The sequence below is a fragment of the Nonomuraea rubra genome (assembly GCF_014207985.1).
GTDB lineage: Bacteria > Actinomycetota > Actinomycetes > Streptosporangiales > Streptosporangiaceae > Nonomuraea > Nonomuraea rubra.
This window is the reverse complement of the sequence record NZ_JACHMI010000001.1, coordinates 10,929,927-10,946,584: the sequence shown is the minus strand read 5'-3', so window position 1 is coordinate 10,946,584 and position 16,658 is coordinate 10,929,927. Positions and strand designations below refer to the sequence as shown.

The window sequence follows — 16,658 nt, the reverse complement described above, 5'->3', positions numbered from 1 at the left end:
CATGCCACCCTCTCCACAAGGGGACGAGAGGGCGAGCCGGCCACCACTGCTTGAGATCGTCATTCCCGCCTACAACGAGGAACGACGACTTCCCGGGGGGCTCCTGCAGCTGTGCGCGAAGCTTGCCCGAATGCCGTTCCCCACCTCTGTCATCGTCGTGGACAACAACAGCACCGACCGTACGGCCGAGATCGTCACGAGCTGGCCGCGCGGGACCGTGCCCGTCCGCCTCGTCCAGTGCGCGATCCCCGGCAAGGGGGCCGCGGTACGCGCCGGGCTGCTCGGCACCAGCGCGCCCTTCGTCGGCTTCTGCGACGCCGACATGGCCACCGACCTCGACGCCATCGACGTGGCGCTCGGGCTGCTGCTGTCCGGCGAGCGCGTGGTGATCGGATCGCGGGCGCACCTCGGCTCGCACGTCGAGAACCGGCACAGCAAGGTGCGTGAGCTGGGCGCGTTCGGCTTCCGCGCGCTGGCGGGCGCGCTCGTGCACGGCGTGAGCGACACCCAGTGCGGCTTCAAGTTCTTCGACGGCGTGCTGGCCCGCGAGACCGCCGCGCGGCTGCGCACCCCCGGCTTCGCGTTCGACGTCGAGCTGCTCGCGCGCTGCGTCGAGCGGGGCTCGACGGTGCGGGAGATCCCCGTGCGCTGGCGCGACATGCCGGGCTCGCGCTTCTCCCCGGCCAGGCACACCTTCGGCATCGTGCTGGAGCTGGGCCGGATCTGGCTGCGGCTGCACGCCCGGCCGCGGCCCGCCGCCGCGCACCCGGCCTGGGAGCCGCCGCTCGACCCCGTCGGATATCCGTGAAGATCGCTGTCGTCAACTGGCGTGACCCCTGGCATCCCCAGGCCGGCGGCGCCGAGACGTTCGCCTGGGAGCTGGCCCGCCGCTTCGCGCGGGCGGGTCACGAGGTGTGCTTCGTCACGGCGCGGGCGCCCGGGCAGAGCCGCCGCGACGTCGCGGAGGGGGTGCGTTTCGTGCGGATGGGCGGGGTCTTCTCCGTCTACCCGCTGGTGCTGGGCTGGCTGCTGCTGCGCCGAAGCCGTTTCGACGCGGTGCTCGACTGCCAGAACGGCATCCCGTTCTTCACCCCCTGGGTGGTACGGCGGCGCACCCGCGTGCTCTGCGTCGTGCACCACGTGCACGACCGGCAGTTCGGGGTGCACCTGCCGGGCTGGCTGGCGGCGTTCGGCCGGTTCCTGGAGGGGCCCGTGTCGCGGTGGAGCTACCGGCGGCACGCGAGCGTGGCGGTGTCGCCGTCCACGGTGCTGGCCATGCGGGAGCGGCTCGGCTGGCGCGGCCCCGTGCACATCGTGCCGAACGGGGTGAGCATCGCTCAGCCCGGAAATTTCGTGAAAAGTTCGGTTCCTCGGCTCGTCTGCCTCGGCCGGCTCGTCGCGCACAAGCGGGTGCACCTGCTGCTCGACGCCGTCGCCGAGCTGCGCGAGCGCCGGCCCGACCTGGTCGTGGACATCGTCGGCCGCGGCCCCGAGGAGGCCGCGCTGCGGGCCCGGCTGCCCGAGGGCGTGATCCTGCACGGCTACCTGCCGGAGGAGGACAAGGCGCGCCTCGTCGCGCAGGCGTGGCTGCACGTGAGCGCCTCGCAGGGCGAGGGGTGGGGGCTGAGCGTGCTGGAGGCGGCCGCGCTCGGCGTGCCGACGGTGGCGTTCGACGTGGACGGGCTGCGCGACGCCGTACGGCCCGGCGAGACGGGCTGGCTGCTGCCTGAAGGCCCTGACAACGGCGCTGGGCTGGCGAAGGGCCTTGCCTCGGCACTCGACGAGCTGGACCACACTTATACCGTGAATTGTCGGGAATGGGCTGCGCGGTTCTCCTGGGACCACAGTGCCGGACGCCTCATCGACCTGATGCGCGGCACCGACCCCGGACCCGGCTGGGAGGAGCGGTGACCGAGCGGCCGGCCAGGAGCCGGCAGGCCCGCGCCTCGACCCTGCTGCCGACCGACAAGCTGGTGGCCGGGCGGCGCACGGGCGCGGGCCGGCCGGTGGGCGAGCCCGCCAGGCGCCGGCTCTGGCTGCTGCTGTGCTGCCTCGGCTTCGCCCTGCTGGCGTTCACCACCAAGCCGGGCCAGCTCATCTCCGACACCAAGATGGACCTGGCGCTCAACCCGGTCGGCTGGCTCGAACGCGCCGCCCACCTGTGGGACCTGCAACACTTCGGCCAGCTCCAGAACCAGGTGGCGGGCTACATCTTCCCGATGGGCCCGTTCTTCGCGCTCGGCGACCTGGCGGGCGTCGCGCCGTGGGTGACGCAGCGGCTCTGGCTGACGCTGCTGATGTGCGTCGCCTTCCTCGGCGTGGAGCGGCTCGGCCGGCAGCTCGGCATCGGCACGCCGGGCACCAGGATCGTCGCCGCGCTGGCGTACGCGCTGGCCCCGCGCACGCTGTCGATCCTCGGCGAGATCTCGATCGAGTGGCTGCCCGCCGCGATGCTGCCGTGGATTCTCATCCCGCTGCTCACCGCCTCCGAGACCGGCCAGCGGGCCCGCGGGGCCATCAGGTCGGCGCTGGCCGTGGCGCTGTGCGGCGGCGTGAACGCCGTCGCCGTGCTGGCCGTGCTGGTGGCGCCCGTCCTGTACATCGTGACCAGGCCGCGCCCGGTGCCGCGCTGGCGGCTGCTCGGCTGGTGGTCGGGCGCCGTCGCGGTGGCCACCCTGTTCTGGTCGCTGCCGCTGTTGCTCGTGGGCCGGTACGCGTTCAACTTCCTGCCGTACACCGAGACCGCCGACACCACCACGGCCGTCACCTCGCTCACGAACGTGCTGCGCGGCGCCTCGGACTGGGTGCGCTACCTGCCGCTCAGCGGCGTCTTCGAGCAGCCGCCCGGCTTCACGATCGCCACCTCGGCCACCATGGTCGTGGTCACCGGCCTGATCGCCGCGCTCGGCCTGGCCGGGCTGTCGCGCCGCGACCTGCCCGCCAAGGGGTTCGTGGTGGCGATGTTCCTGGTCGGCGTGGTCGCGCTGGTCGCCGGGCATGCGAGCGCGCTGGAGCCGGTCACGGCCGAGCCGGTGCGCTGGCTGCTCGACGGGCCGCTCGCACCGCTGCGGAACCTGCGCAAGTTCGACCCCCTCGTCCGGCTCGCACTCGCGTTCGGGCTGGCCCACCTGCTGGTCAGGGCCAGGATCCCGCTGCGTACGACCGCCGTGGCGGCCTTCGCCGCGCTCGTGCTGCCCGTCTTCAACCAGGGCCTGGCCGCGCCGGGCGACTTCCAGCAGGTGCCGTCCCACTGGCGGGAGGCGGCCGGCTGGCTCGACGAGAACGCCGGTGACGACGGCGTGCTGGTCGTGCCGGGCGCCAAGTTCGCCGAGTACGTCTGGGGCCGGCCCATGGACGAGCCCCTGCAGGCCCTGTCCACCGCCCGCTGGACCACCAGGCAGATCACGCCACCCGGCTCCGTGGGCCTGACCAGGCTGCTCGACGCCATCGACCAGCGCCTCACCGCCGGCCACGGCTCGGCGGGGGTGACGGCGGTGCTGCGCCGGCTGGGCGTGCGCTACGTGCTCGTCAGGAACGACCTGAACAGGGCGAACCTCCAGGGCGCCTGGCCGTCCAGGATGTACGAGGCGCTGCGCGAGTCCCCGGGCATCCGGTGGATACGCGCGTTCGGCGACCAGGTCGGCGACCGGGACACCGACGACGCGGTGAACCAGGTGGACGCGCCCTTCCCGGCACTCGACCTGTACGAGGTGTCCGGCAGCTCGGACCTGGTCTCCGTGCAGCCCGCGGCCGACGCGCTGGCCGTACGCGGCGGGCCCGACTCGCTGCTCGCCATGGGCGACCTCGGCCTGCTGGGCGACGGCCCCGTCCTGGTGAACGGCGACGCCGGCACGCGCGAGGCGCCGACCGTGGTCAGCGACGCGCTGCGGCTGCGCGAGCGCTCGTTCGGCGAGATCAGGTCGAACTGGTCGCCCACGCTGACGGCCGACAGCAAGGCCGACTTCGGCGGCGTCAGGGAGCTGGACCTGCTGGAGGACGGCTGGCTGGACGAGACCGCGGTGGCCGAGTACCACGGCATCTCCGGCATCAGCGCCTCCTCCTCGGTCGCCGACCCGTACGCGATCGCCGGGATCAGCAACCCCGGCAGCGGCCCGTGGGCGGCCATGGACGGCAACGTCGAGACCGGCTGGCAGAACGACGGCTCCACGGCCCCGCAGGGCGAGTGGCTGCGCGTGGACCTGGCGGGGCCGATGCGGCTACCGTACCTGGACGTCATGTTCGCCCCCGACCTGCTGCTCGGCCAGGCGGTCAAGCGGATCGCCGTGGAGACCGAGGCGGGCAGCCTGGTCCAGGACGTCACCCGCAGCACGGACCCGCAGCGGCTGCGCGTGCCCGGCGGGCCGACGACCTGGGTGCGGCTCAAGGTCGTCGAGAGCACCAACGCCGGGTGGAGCTACGGCCAGCGGGTCGGCATCATCGAGCTGTCCATCCCCGGTGTCGCCGCCGGGCGCACGATCAGGCTGCCGGGCGAGGGCGACGTGTACGTCATGGACCAGGGTCTGGACGCGCGGCCCGCATGCATGCGCAACCCGTACCGGTGGGTGTGCAACGAGGTGGCGCTGGCCAGGGAGGGCGAGGAGACCGGGTTCGACCGGACCTTCAGCGCCGGGTCCGACGCGGCGGTGAACGTGCGGGGGACCGCCGTGCTGAGAGATCCCGAGCTGGTCGACCGCTTCACCCGGGTCCGTGCGGACCTGACCACCGTGACCGGCTCCTCCCAGCTCAGCGACGACGCCGTGGTCTCGCCCAGATCCGCGTTCGACGCGGACGGCACGACCACCTGGATCCCCGACTCCGACGACACCGAGCCCACGCTGACCGTCGCCTGGAAGGGCAAGCGGAAGGTCTCCCGCATCCAGATCGGCCGCCCCAGCGGCGACCAGCAGCCGCTGGACGTGATCGTGAGCGGCGACGGCGGCCAGGTGCGCGGCGGGCGGGTGGACGAGCGCGGCGAGCTGACCTTCAAGGCCATGTCCACCTCCCGGCTCAAGCTGCGCTTCACCCCCTTCTCCAAGCGGCTGCAGGTGACCGAGCTGGTGGTGCCCGGCGTCGACCCGGTGGGCCGGCCCGCCGACATCCCGCTCAGGCTGGCCTGCGGGCTCGGGCCCAGGATCGAGGTGAACGGCCAGGTCATCCCGACCAAGGTCGCCGGCACCCACGCCGACCTGCTCGAACAGCGGCCCGTGCAGATCCTCGGCTGCTCCAGGGCGGAGCTGGCGCAGGGGGACAACCGGGTGCGGGTGGCGGGCTGGGACCCGTACACGATCGACTCGCTCGTGCTGGGCACGCCGCCGCGCCGGCCGGACGGCGTGGAGGGCTCGGCGCTGCGCGGCGCCTGGAGCACCTCCACGCGCGAGGTCACGGTGAGCGCGCCGAAGGACTCGTTCCTCGTCGTCAACGAGAACTACAACGCCGGCTGGCGGGCCCAGATCAGCGGCAAGACGCTCAAACCCGTACGGATCGACGGCTGGAAGCAGGGCTGGGAGCTGCCCGCGGGCACCCAGGGGACCGCCAGGCTCGAATACCTGCCCGACCGCCCCTACCGGCTCGCCCTGCTGCTCGGGCTGGCCGGGATCGCGCTGCTGGCGCTGCTCGCGCTGGCGTCGCGCGGGCCCAGGCCCGAGCACGTACGCGAGACGGCCGCCGCCTCGGCCGCCCGGCTGTCACGGCCGCGGGCGCCGGTCGTGGTCGTGCTCGCGCTGGCGTTCGGCGGCTGGGTGGCGAGCTGGCAGGGCATGGTCGCGGTGCTGGCCGCCGTGCTGGTGACCCTGCTGCTGCGCGCCCGCGGGCTGCCCGCGCACTGGGCGGCGGCCGGGACCTTCGGCGCGGCCACGGCGTCGCTGGCGGCGGCCATGGTGCTGCGTGACCACGGGTTCGACGTGGGGCCGCTCATGGACCAGGTGCCGCAGCTCGCCTCGGCCGCGGCCGTGGGCGTGCTGTTCGGGCAGCTCGTCACGGAGCCGGCGCGGCCGGCAGCGGAGCCGGAGCTGCCGGCGGAAGAGCAGGTGCTGACCGGTGTCCGCTGAGCTTGAGCGCGCTCGCCTCGATCAGGTGGTAGCTGCCGACGCTCAGCAGCATCGTGATCACGAACGACACCACCGCCACGCTGGCGAAGTCGCCCTGGAACGGCTGCGCGCCGGTGAGCTTGAGCTGCAACGTGATCACGGGCGCGTGCCAGAGGAAGAAGCTGTAGGAGATGCGGCCCAGGTAGGCGCTGACGGGGTTGCCGAGCACCCGGTTCCGCAGCGAGCCGGGACGGGAGGCCAGCGCGAACGGCGCCACCAGGAGGACCGCCACCGCGGCCTCCAGGCTGGTCCGCCAGAGCGACTGCGACAGGGTAGGCAGCGTGAGCGTGCGGGGGCCGGCCAGGCCGGTGCTCAGCAGCGCGTACAGCAGCCCGGCCAGCACCAGGAGCTGCGGCGCCAGCGAGTCGATCACGCGGCTGTGCCCGATCCACACCGACAGCACGGCCATCGCCATGCCGCAGGCGAAGTAGACCAGGTGGTACGGCAGCAGCAACGCGAGCTGCGGCAGCTCCAACAGCCGGGCGGCGGTCACGGCGGCCACGGAGATCACCGGCAGCACCGCGATGCCGAGCAGCAGCCGGACCGGCCGGTTGCCGCCGCGCGCGAAGCGGTGCAGCAGCCACGCCAGGATCGGCAGCAGCACGTAGAACGACATCTCGATGGGCAGCGTCCACATCTGGTAGAGCCCGTCGGGCACGGGGTCGCCGGGGAAGAAGTTCTGCGCCAGCAGCATCCACTTCAGCCAGCCGGTCCAGTCGAAGGGGCTCCACGCCCACAGCGCCAGCGCGGTCACCAGCCAGTAGACCGGCATCACCCGCAGCACCCGGCGCCACAGGTAACGCACCGGCCGTGGCCGTGGCGTATCCTCGATCACCGCGCGCGCCCACGGCCGGTACAGCAGCAGGCCCGACAGGAGGAAGAAGATGGGTACGGCGATGCCCAGGCGGCTCATCATCCAGGGGAGCATGCCCTCGCGGTACATGACGCCCGTGTTGCTCCCGACGTGCAGCAGCCAGACGCCGAGCGCGGCGATCGCGCGGATGCCGTCGAGCGCGGCGTCCCTGCCCTTCATCGCTGCTCCCACTTTCTCGCTTTCCTGACCGTACGACGCTTCACCGGCCGGAGCCGAAACCACGATAGAACTTGTTTCTATCAATTTGGTTGCGGTGGTAGGGCCGCCGGTGACGTGCATCACTCACTGTCATACTTTGTTGCTCGACGATCGCAGACAAACGACAACATGTTCTACAAAATGCGGAGGCCTCGATGGGTCGTATCTCCACGCTCGTCCTCATCGGGTTCGGGGCTTTCTTCATCGCGCTGGCGCCCCTGCTGAAATTCTGGGCGGCCGGTCAGATCATCTCGGCGCCGGCGAACCAGTTCGGCATCTCGCGGCTGGAGGCCAAGGGCGCCCAGTACTTCTCCATGCAGGACCTCAAGGTGCTGACCGGTGACCTCGACATCATCGTCACCACGCGCGGGGACGTGAAGGAGGCCCAGGACGACCACGTGGTCTGGGACGAGGCCACGGTGGTCAACGACGTGACCAACAGCCGCCCGCAGATCGACATCTCCGAGCGCCGCAGCGCCTTCAACAAGTACACGGGGCTGGCGGTGAACTGCTGCAGCAACAACGTGGAGAAGGCGCCGGTGACGCTGGAGGGGCAGATCTACAAGTTCCCCTTCGACGTGGAGAAGAAGACGTACAAGGTGTTCAACTCCACGGCGCAGAAGGCGTACGACGCGGTCTTCGTCCGCGAGGACAACGTCAACGGGCTGCCCGTCTACGTCTTCGAGCAGACCGTGCCGCCGGTCAAGACCGAGACCCGCACCGCCCCCGCCAACGTGCTCGGCATCACCGGCGAGACCGGGGACGTGCAGGTGGACCGCTGGTACGACGGCAAGACGACGTACTGGATCGAGCCGGTCACGGGCTCGCCCGTCCGGCAGGAGCAGCAGCGGCACGAGGTGCTCAAGACGCAGGACGGGGTCGAGCGCACGGCGGCCTTCATCGCCACCGCGAAGATGACCGACGCGACCGTGAACGACCTGGTCAAGAACGCGCAGAGCGGCAAGAACACCATCAACCTGCTGCGCAACGTCATCCCGCTGGTCCTGCTCGTCGTGGGCGTCGTGCTCGTCGTGGCCGGGGTGCTGCTCGGCCGCCGCCGCCCGGAGCGGATCGAGTAAATAGCCGCGCAATTTCAGGGCCCGTGAAAACGGGCCCTTTTTCATTGACAGCGACCCTTAACTAGAACTAGTTATAGTCCAAGGTTACTCACCGGTACCAGACGAAAGGTTCTAGTCTAGAACACGTTGCAGTTCGCTCGCTCGCGGACGTATTGTCGGGCCATGCGGACACGTGTCACGGACATGTTCGGAATCGAGCTCCCGATCTTCGCGTTCAGCCACTGCAGGGACGTGGTCGCCGCCGTCAGCCGGGCCGGCGGCATGGGGGTGCTCGGAGCGCTCTACTTCACACCCGAAGAGCTCGAGACGGAGCTCAAGTGGATCGACGACCACGTGGACGGCAAGCCGTACGGGGTGGACGTCGTCATGCCGGCCTCGTACGAGGGCGCCGACTTCGCCCCCGAGGAGCTGGTCGGCCGCCTCCAGTCCATGATCCCGGAAGGCCACCGGGCGTTCGTCGAGAACCTGCTGGCCAAGCACGGGGTCCCGGCCCTGTCGGCCGACGCCGAGGCCGGCCGCGTGCTGCTCGGCTGGACGGACGCCACCGCGCGGCCCCAGGTCGAGGTCGCCCTGCGCCACCCCATCGCGCTCCTGGCCAACGCCCTCGGCCCGCCGCCCGCCGACGTGGTGGAGCTCGCCCACTCCCACGGCGTCAAGGTCGCCGCCCTCGCCTCGACCCCGCGCCACGCGCTCAAGCAGGTGGAGGTGGGCGTGGACGTGGTCGTCGCCCAGGGCACGGAGGCCGGCGGCCACACGGGCGAGATCTCCACCATGGTGCTCATCCCGCAGGTGGTGGACGCCGTGGACGTGCCCGTACTGGCCGCGGGCGGCATCGGCAACGGCCGCCAGATGGCCGCCGGAATGGCCCTGGGAGCCGAAGGGGTGTGGACGGGCTCGATCTGGCTCGCGGTCGAGGAGGCCGACACGCCGGAGATGGCCAAACGCCGCATCCTGGAGGCCACCTCCCGCGACACCGTCCGCTCCCGCAGCTGGACGGGCAAGCCCGCCCGGCTGCTCAGGAACGAGTGGACCGAGGCGTGGGAGTCGGAGGAGTCGCCGGGGACGCTGCCGATGCCGCTGCAGTTCATGCTGGTGTCGGACGCGCTGCGGCGCATCGGCCGCTCGGACGCCTCGGAGCTGGCCACGTTCCCCGCCGGGCAGATCATCGGGGTGATGAACCAGGTGCGGTCGGCCAAGGACGTGGTGTTCGGACTGGTGGAGGAGTACGGCGAGGCGCTGGAACGCCTGGAACGCCTCACCGGCGACTGATGCCGCGCCCTCAGTGCCCCTCGTACGCGGGTGGCCGCTTCTCGCGGAAGGCGCGGGTGCCCTCCTTGGCGTCCTCCGAGCCGATCACCGGCCACCCCAGCTCGTCCGACACCTTCAACGCCTCCACCTCGGCCATCCCCAGCGTGTCCCGGTACGTCCGCAGGATGGCCTGCACCGCCAGCGGCCCCGACGAGGCCACGTCCTCGGCCAGCTCGCGGGCCGCCGCCAGGGCCTGGCCGTCCGGCACCACCCGGTTGACCAGCCCCATCGACAGGGCCTCTGCGGCGGTGATCGGGCGGCCGGTGAGGAGGAGGTCCATGGCGTGGCAGTACGGGATCTGCCGGGGGAGCCGTACGGCGCTGCCGCCCATCGGGAAGAGGGCGCGCTTGGCCTCGAACAGCCCCAGCGTGGCCGACTCGGCCACCACCCGCAGGTCGGTGCCCACCAGCAGCTCCGTGCCGCCGGCCACCGCGTAGCCCTCCACGGCGCAGATGATCGGTTTCGTCGGCAGGTCCTCGCGCAGCAGGCCCTTCCAGTGGAAGTTGGGGATCTGGGCCGCCCTGGCCTGCACGTCCGGGTCCGACGACGGCGTGCCCATGGCCTTGAGGTCGGCGCCGGCGCAGAACGTGCCCTCGGCGCCCGTCAGGATCGCGACCCGGATCCCCGGCTCCCGCGACGCGTACGCCCACGCGGAAGCCAGGCCGATCAGCATGTCGGAGGAGAGCGCGTTGCGGGCCTCCGGCCGGTTCATGGTGACGATCAGGACGTGGCCGTCGCGTTCGATCCGGCAGTGGGGGGTACTGATCGGCAGGAGCTCCACGTGACGCCTCCGGAGTGGCTGTATCAAGCGCTTGCTACGGACTTTGGCCCAGGATACGCTCCGACAAGCAAACGAGAACAGGTTCCTGTTTTGCCGTCTCCACCCTGAGGAGATCAGATGGGCACGCTCGGTTTCTGGAGGCTCGCGCAGGCGGATCCCGAGTGGATCGCGGCCGTGGACCCCGATGGCACCCAGCACCGCGCGGGCGACCTGCTGGCCCGCTCGAACCGCCTCGTGCACGGCCTGCGCGAGCTCGGCCTCCAGCCGGGCGACGGCATCTGCGGTCTGGTCCCGAACGGCACGGACGGGCTCGTGCTCTACCTGGCCGCCCTCCAGGCCGGCTGGTACTACACGCCGATCAACTGGCACCTGACCGGGCCCGAGATCGCCTACATCGTCACCGACAGCGAGGCCAAGGCGTTCTTCGTGCACCCCCGCTTCGCCGAGGAGGGCGCCAGGGGCGCGGAGGCCATCGCGCCCGAGCGCCGCTTCCTGCTGGGCGGGGGCGAGGGTGAGGGGTTCAGGGCGGCGAGCGAGCTGACCGACGGGCAGCCGGACACCACCCCCGCCGGCCGCACCGCCGGCGCCACCATGCACTACACCTCGGGCACCACCGGCAAGCCCAAGGGCGTCAGACGACCCCTCAGCGGCCTGGATCCGGACGACTCCGCCGAGCTCATGACGTTCCTGCTCGGACTGTTCGGCATCACCCCCGGCCGCCCGAACGCCCACCTGGTCACCTCGCCCAGCTACCACACCGCCGTGACGCAGTTCGGCGGCACGGCCCTGCACCTGGGCCACACGCTCGTCTACATGGACAAGTGGGACGCCGAGGAGATGCTCGCGCTCTGCGAACGTCACCGCGTCACGAACTCCCACATGGTCCCCACCCACTTCAAGCGCCTGCTCGCCCTGCCGGAACAGGTCAGGAAGAAGTACGACCTGTCGTCGCTGCGGTGGATGATCCATGCCGCCGCCCCCTGTCCCGTCCCGGTCAAATGGGCGATGCTCGACTGGTGGGGCGACTGCGTGTACGAGTACTACGCGGCCACCGAGGGCGGCGGCACCCTCGCCACGCCCGAGGACTGGAAGGCGCATCCCGGCACGGTCGGCAAGTCCTGGCCGATCAGCGAGCTGCTCATCGTGGACGACCAGGGCGAACCCGTGCCGACCGGCACCCCCGGCACCATCTACATGAAGATGATGGGCGTCCAGTTCGAGTACAAGGGCGACCCCGCCAAGACCGCCGCGAACCGCCTCAAGGACCACTTCACCGTCGGCGACATCGGTTACCTGGACGACGACGGCTTCCTCTACCTCTGCGACCGCAAGGCCGACATGATCATCTCGGGCGGGACGAACATCTACCCCGCCGAGATCGAGAACGAGCTCATGGTCCACCCGAAGGTGGCCGACGTGGCCGTGTTCGGCATCCCGGACGAGGAGTGGGGCGAGCAGGTCAAGGCCGTGGTCGAGCCGGCCCCCGGCATCGAGCCCGGCCCGGAGCTGGCGGCCGAGCTGCTGGCCTCGCTGGAGGGCCGGCTGTCCAGGATGAAGTGGCCCAAGAGCATCGACTTCATCGCCGAGATGCCCCGCGAGCCGAACGGCAAGCTGCTCAAACGCAAGCTCCGCGCCCCGTACTGGGAGGGACACGACCGTGCCATCTGATCCGCTGGTCGCCCAGCACGTCCTGGAGTTCCCCGGCGGCTACACGCGTACGACGGGGCCGGTCATCGGCCGGTTCCTCAGCGAGCTGCGCGCCCGCCGCATCGTCGGGGTACGGACGGCGGAGGGCCGGGTGCTCGTCCCCCCTCTCGAGTACGATCCCGCGACCGGCGAGCCCGTGACCGGCGAGTACGTCGAGGTCGGCCCGGCCGGCACGATCACCACCTCGGCCTGGGTGGACGAGCCGCTCGACAGCCACCCCCTCGACCGCCCCTTCGCCTGGGCCCTGATCCGCCTCGACGGCGCCGACACCGACCTCCTGCACGCCGTGGAAGCCGACAACCCCAAGGCACTGGCGGCCGGCACCCGGGTCTGGCCGGTCTGGCGCGACCGGCCCACCGGCCACATCACCGACATCTCCTGCTTCGCCCCCGAGGTCACGAAGATCGTGTCCAGCGTGCGGGCCGAGTACCGCCTCCAGGTCGGCGGCGCACTCCGCGTCTTCCTGGAGGGCGTCGAGCGCGGCGTCCTCCTCGGCAGCCGCTGCGAGCAGTGCGAGAAGGTGTACGTGCCGCTCAGGCTGGCCTGCCCCGAATGCGGAAACACCCTCCCCGACACGCTCGAACTCCCCGACACCGGCACGATCACCACCTTCGCCATCAACAACCTGCCCGACCCCCGGGCTCCCGAGGTGCCGTTCGTGTCGGCGTACATCCTGCTCGACGGGGCGGACATCCCCATGATCGCGCTCATCGGGGACGTACCCGCACACGAGGTACGCCAGGGCATGCGGGTCAGGGCGGTCTGGGTCCCCGAGAGCGAGCGCACGGCGTCCATGGCGAACATCCGCTGGTTCGCCCCCACCGGCGAGCCTGATGTGGAGCTGGCATGAGAGACGTGGCGATCGTCGCGTTCGCGCAGACGCGGCACACCGATCACGACACCGGCCTGGCCGAGCACGAGCTGATCCATCCCGTGATCAGCGAGGTCAAGGAGCTGACCGGGCTCAAGCGCTTCGGCTTCACCTGCTCGGGCAGCTGCGACTACCTGGCGGGGGCGCCGTTCTCGTTCGTGTCGGCGCTCGACGCGCTGGCCGCCTGGCCGCCGATCTCCGAGAGCCACGTCGAGATGGACGGCGCCTGGGCCCTGTACGAGGCGTGGGTGCGGCTCCAGCACGGCGACATCGACTCCGCCCTGGTCTACGGCTTCGGCAAGTCGTCGCTGGGCGACCTGCGGACGATCATGACGCTCCAGCTCGACCCGTACTACCTGGCCCCGCTCGGCCTCGACCAGCTCTCCTACGCCGCGCTCCAGGCCGCCGCCGTGGGCGCCGACCGCCAGGAGCTGGACGAGATCGTACGACGCAGCCGGGCCGACGGGCGCAGCAACCCGTACGCGCTCGACCTGCCCGAACCCGACGGGGACGACTTCGCCGTACAACCGCTCAGGAAGACGGACGTGCCGCCCATCACGGACGGCGCGGCCGCGATCGTGCTCGCCACCGGCGACCTGGCCGGCCGGCTCCACCCGAACCCGGCCTGGATCAGGGGCATCGCGCACCGCACCGAGCCGCACTACCTGGGCCTGCGCGAGCTGGCCCGATCGGCCTCCGCCGCCGACGCCGCCCGCGCCGCCGGGGTCACCAAGGGGCCCGTCGAGGTGGCCGAGCTGCACGCGCAGTTCCCGCACGAGGAGATCATCCTGCGCCAGGCCCTGGAGCTGGGCGGCGACACCGTGATCAACCCGTCGGGCGGCCCGCTCGCCGCCAACCCCGTCATGGCCGCCGGACTCGTCCGCATCGGCGAGGCCGCGCGCCGCATCCACGACGGGACGGCGAGCCGTACGGTCGCGCACGCCGCGAGCGGCCCCTGCCTGCAGCAGAACCTCGTGACCGTCCTGGAGGCATGACCATGGGTAACCGGTGTGCGGTCATCGGCGTCGGCCAGACGCACTACACGACCAAGCGCAGGGACGTCTCGATCGCCGGCCTGGTCCGCGAGGCGGCGCTGCGCGCGCTGGAGGACGCCGGGCTGACGTTCAAGGACATCGACGCCGTGGTGATCGGCAAGGCGCCCGACCTGTTCGAGGGCGTGATGATGCCGGAGGCGTACCTGGCGGACGCGCTCGGCGCGGCGGGCAAGCCGATGATGCGCGTGCACACGGCGGGCAGCGTCGGCGGCTCCACGGCGCTGGTCGGGGCCTCGCTGATCCAGGGCGGCGTGCACGAGCGGGTGCTCGTGGTCGCGTTCGAGAAGCAGTCGGAGTCGAACGCCACCTGGGCCCTGTCCACCCACCTGCCGTTCAGCGCGTCGCTGGTGGTGGGCGCGGGCGGCTACTTCGCGCCGCACATCCGCGAGTACATGCGCAGGTCCGGCGCCCCCGGCCACATCGGCACCCTGGTGGCCGTCAAGGACCGGCTGAACGCGCTGAAGAACCCGTACGCGCACCTCAAGATCCCCGGCATCGACCAGAAGATGGTCGAGTCCACGCCCATGCTCTGGGAGCCCATCCGCTACCTGGAGACCTGCCCGTCCAGCGACGGCGCCTGCGCGATCGTGCTGTCGTCGGAGTCGGCGGCCACCGGCACCCCCGCCTGGGTGCACGGCACCGCGATGCGTTCCGAGCCGATCTTCCGGGCCGGGCGCGACACGGTCAGCCCGCAGGCGGGCAAGGACTGCGCCGCCGACGTCTACCGGCAGGCCGGCATCGCCGACCCGCGGCGGCAGATCGACGTGGCCGAGGTGTACGTGCCGTTCTCCTGGTACGAGCCGATGTGGCTGGAGAACCTGGGGTTCGCGGCGGAAGGTGAGGGCTGGAAGCTCACCGAGTCGGGCGCCACCGCGCTCGACGGCGACACCCCGTGGAACGCCTCGGGCGGGGTGTTGTCCAGCAACCCGATCGGGGCGTCGGGACTGATCAGGTTCGCCGAGGCCGCGCTGCAGGTGCGTGGCATGGCGGGCGAGCACCAGGTGGACGGCGCCCGTACGGCGCTCGGCCACGCCTACGGCGGGGGAGCCCAGTTCTTCGCGATGTGGATCGTCGGACGGGAGAGACCCTGATGGAGTTCAACCACGCTGACCTGTTCGAAGGGCTCGCGGACACGATCGGGGACCGCACGGCCGTCGTCTGCGACCAGGAACGCCGCACCTACGCCGAGCTGGAGGCCGAGGCGAACCGGCTCGCCCACTACCTGCTCGACCTCGGGATCCAGCCGGGCCAGCACGTCGGCCTGCACCTCTACAACAGCGTCGAGTACGTCGCCGGCATGCTCGCCGCGCTCAAGATCCGGGCCGTGCCGATCAACGTGAACTACCGGTACGTCGAGGCCGAGCTCCTCTACCTCTACCGGGACTCCGACATCCGGGCGCTGATCTACGACGTCGAGTTCGAGCCCAGGGTGAGCGCCGTGCTGGACCAGGCGCCGCTGCTGGAGCACCTCGTCGCCGCGGGCGGGCGGCCGGCGATCGGGGCGGCGGTGCCGTACGGGACGGCGCTCGAACGCGGCAAGCCGGAGCGCGGCTTCGCGCCGCGCACGGGACAGGACGTGTACATCATCTACACCGGCGGCACCACCGGCATGCCCAAGGGCGCGATGTGGCACGTCGAGGACCTGTTCATGGGCTTCGGCGGCGGCAACCCGTACGGCGCCCCGCGCGCCACCCCGCAGGAGGTCATCGACGAGGCCGTCAAGGCCAACCCCATGGTGATGCTGGCCGCCTCGCCGCTCATGCACGGGGCCGCGCAGATGGCCATGTTCCTGACCTGGTGGATGGGCTCGACCATCGTGTTCGTGCGCAAGTTCGACGCGGACGCGGTGTGGCAGGCGGTCGGCCGGGAGCGCGTGAACACCATCAGCATCACCGGCGACGCCATGGCCAGACCGCTGGCCGAGGCCCTGGCGGACGGCGAGTACGACGTCTCCACGCTGTTCGCGATCAGCTCCACCGGGGCGATCCTGAGCGGCGCCGTCCGCGACCGGCTCCAGGAGCTGCTGCCGAACGCCATGATCATCGACAGCTTCGGCTCCACCGAGTCCGGCTACACCGCCTCCGGCGTGGCCGGCTCCTCACCCGAGAAGGGGCTGCGCTACCAGCCGAACTCTGTCGTCAAGCTGGCCGTGCTGGACGAGAAGGGCAGGCCCGTCGAGCCCGGCTCCGGCCGGCTCGGCACGGTCGCCAGGTCGGGGCGGGTGGCGTTCGGCTACTACAACGACCCCGCCAAGACCGCCCGCACCTTCCACACCGACGAGGACGGCACCCGGTGGCTGCTCACCGGCGACCTCGCCACCGTGGACACCGACGGCACCGTGAACGTCTTCGGGCGCGGCTCGCAGTGCATCAACACCGGCGGGGAGAAGGTGTTCCCCGAGGAGGTCGAGGCGGTGCTCAAGGGCCATCCGGCGGTGTTCGACGCGGTGGTGACCGGGGTGCCCGACGAGCGCTGGGGGAGCAGGGTGGCGGCCGTGATCGAGCCGCGGCCCGGGGTCGAGCTCGGCGCCGAGGAGCTGGACGCGCACTGCAGGAAGCTGCTGTCCGGGTACAAGGTGCCGCGGACGTACGCGTTCGTCACCCAGATGGTGCGCTCGCCGGCCGGGAAAGCCGACTACCGGTGGGCCCGCGAGACCGCGGAGCGGGCCGCGGACTGAGATCTCGGGGGCCGGGCGGCGC

12 protein-coding genes are annotated in these 16,658 nt (G+C 71.5%); 10 read left to right on the top strand and 2 right to left on the bottom strand.

Translation table 11 applies throughout. The annotated features are described in order from the left end of the window. The first annotated feature begins 1 nt into the window (after position 1). Genes HD593_RS49900 through HD593_RS49890 form a run of 3 tightly spaced genes read left to right on the top strand, consistent with a single transcriptional unit; the run spans position 2 to position 6,047 of the window. Positions 2-808: a glycosyltransferase gene (locus HD593_RS49900; protein WP_185109900.1), complete on the top strand. Its 807-nt coding sequence runs from the start codon at positions 2-4 to the stop codon at positions 806-808. After that, positions 805-1,911 carry a glycosyltransferase family 4 protein gene (locus HD593_RS49895; protein ID WP_185109899.1) on the top strand — a complete coding sequence of 369 codons (1,107 nt, stop codon included), beginning with the start codon at positions 805-807 and terminating at the stop codon, positions 1,909-1,911. The genes HD593_RS49900 and HD593_RS49895 overlap by 4 nt, the downstream gene beginning before the upstream one ends. Continuing rightward, the gene (locus HD593_RS49890; protein ID WP_185109898.1) at positions 1,908-6,047 is read left to right on the top strand and encodes an alpha-(1->3)-arabinofuranosyltransferase domain-containing protein; all 4,140 of its coding nucleotides are present in this window, start codon (positions 1,908-1,910) and stop codon (positions 6,045-6,047) included. The genes HD593_RS49895 and HD593_RS49890 overlap by 4 nt, the downstream gene beginning before the upstream one ends. On the opposite strand, the gene HD593_RS49885 is transcribed toward HD593_RS49890, so the two are convergent. After that, positions 5,974-7,119, bottom strand: coding sequence for an acyltransferase family protein (locus tag HD593_RS49885; RefSeq protein ID WP_185109897.1), 1,146 nt, complete (start codon positions 7,117-7,119; stop codon positions 5,974-5,976). The genes HD593_RS49890 and HD593_RS49885 overlap by 74 nt on opposite strands. 194 nt (positions 7,120-7,313) lie before the next feature. On the opposite strand from HD593_RS49885, the gene pgfA reads away from it, so the two are divergent. Further along, complete coding sequence (gene pgfA, locus HD593_RS49880; RefSeq protein ID WP_185109896.1) at positions 7,314-8,237, top strand: cell envelope lipid trafficking protein PgfA; 924 nt, start codon at positions 7,314-7,316, stop codon at positions 8,235-8,237. Positions 8,238-8,399: 162 nt separating this feature from the next. Beyond that, positions 8,400-9,506: an NAD(P)H-dependent flavin oxidoreductase gene (locus HD593_RS49875; RefSeq protein ID WP_185109895.1), complete on the top strand. Its 1,107-nt coding sequence runs from the start codon at positions 8,400-8,402 to the stop codon at positions 9,504-9,506. Between the two features lie 10 nt (positions 9,507-9,516). On the opposite strand, the gene HD593_RS49870 is transcribed toward HD593_RS49875, so the two are convergent. Further along, a complete protein-coding gene (locus HD593_RS49870) occupies positions 9,517-10,326 on the bottom strand; it encodes a crotonase/enoyl-CoA hydratase family protein (protein WP_185109894.1) in 810 nt (269 codons plus the stop codon). A gap of 117 nt (positions 10,327-10,443) precedes the next feature. Between HD593_RS49870 and HD593_RS49865 the strand changes: the two genes are divergently transcribed. Genes HD593_RS49865 through HD593_RS49845 form a run of 5 tightly spaced genes read left to right on the top strand, consistent with a single transcriptional unit; the run spans position 10,444 to position 16,636 of the window. After that, on the top strand, positions 10,444-11,994 hold the full coding sequence (locus HD593_RS49865; RefSeq protein ID WP_185109893.1) for an acyl-CoA synthetase: 1,551 nt from the start codon (positions 10,444-10,446) through the stop codon (positions 11,992-11,994). Then, entirely contained in the window at positions 11,984-12,883 is a 900-nt protein-coding gene (locus tag HD593_RS49860) for a Zn-ribbon domain-containing OB-fold protein (protein WP_312904321.1), read from the top strand. Before HD593_RS49865 ends, HD593_RS49860 begins: the two co-directional genes overlap by 11 nt. After that, entirely contained in the window at positions 12,880-13,899 is a 1,020-nt protein-coding gene (locus HD593_RS49855; RefSeq protein WP_185109892.1) for a thiolase domain-containing protein, read from the top strand. The genes HD593_RS49860 and HD593_RS49855 overlap by 4 nt, the downstream gene beginning before the upstream one ends. Positions 13,900-13,901: 2 nt before the next feature. Then, complete coding sequence (locus HD593_RS49850) at positions 13,902-15,050, top strand: thiolase domain-containing protein (RefSeq protein ID WP_185109891.1); 1,149 nt, start codon at positions 13,902-13,904, stop codon at positions 15,048-15,050. After that, complete coding sequence (locus HD593_RS49845) at positions 15,050-16,636, top strand: acyl-CoA synthetase (RefSeq protein WP_185109890.1); 1,587 nt, start codon at positions 15,050-15,052, stop codon at positions 16,634-16,636. Before HD593_RS49850 ends, HD593_RS49845 begins: the two co-directional genes overlap by 1 nt. Positions 16,637-16,658: the final 22 nt, after the last annotated feature.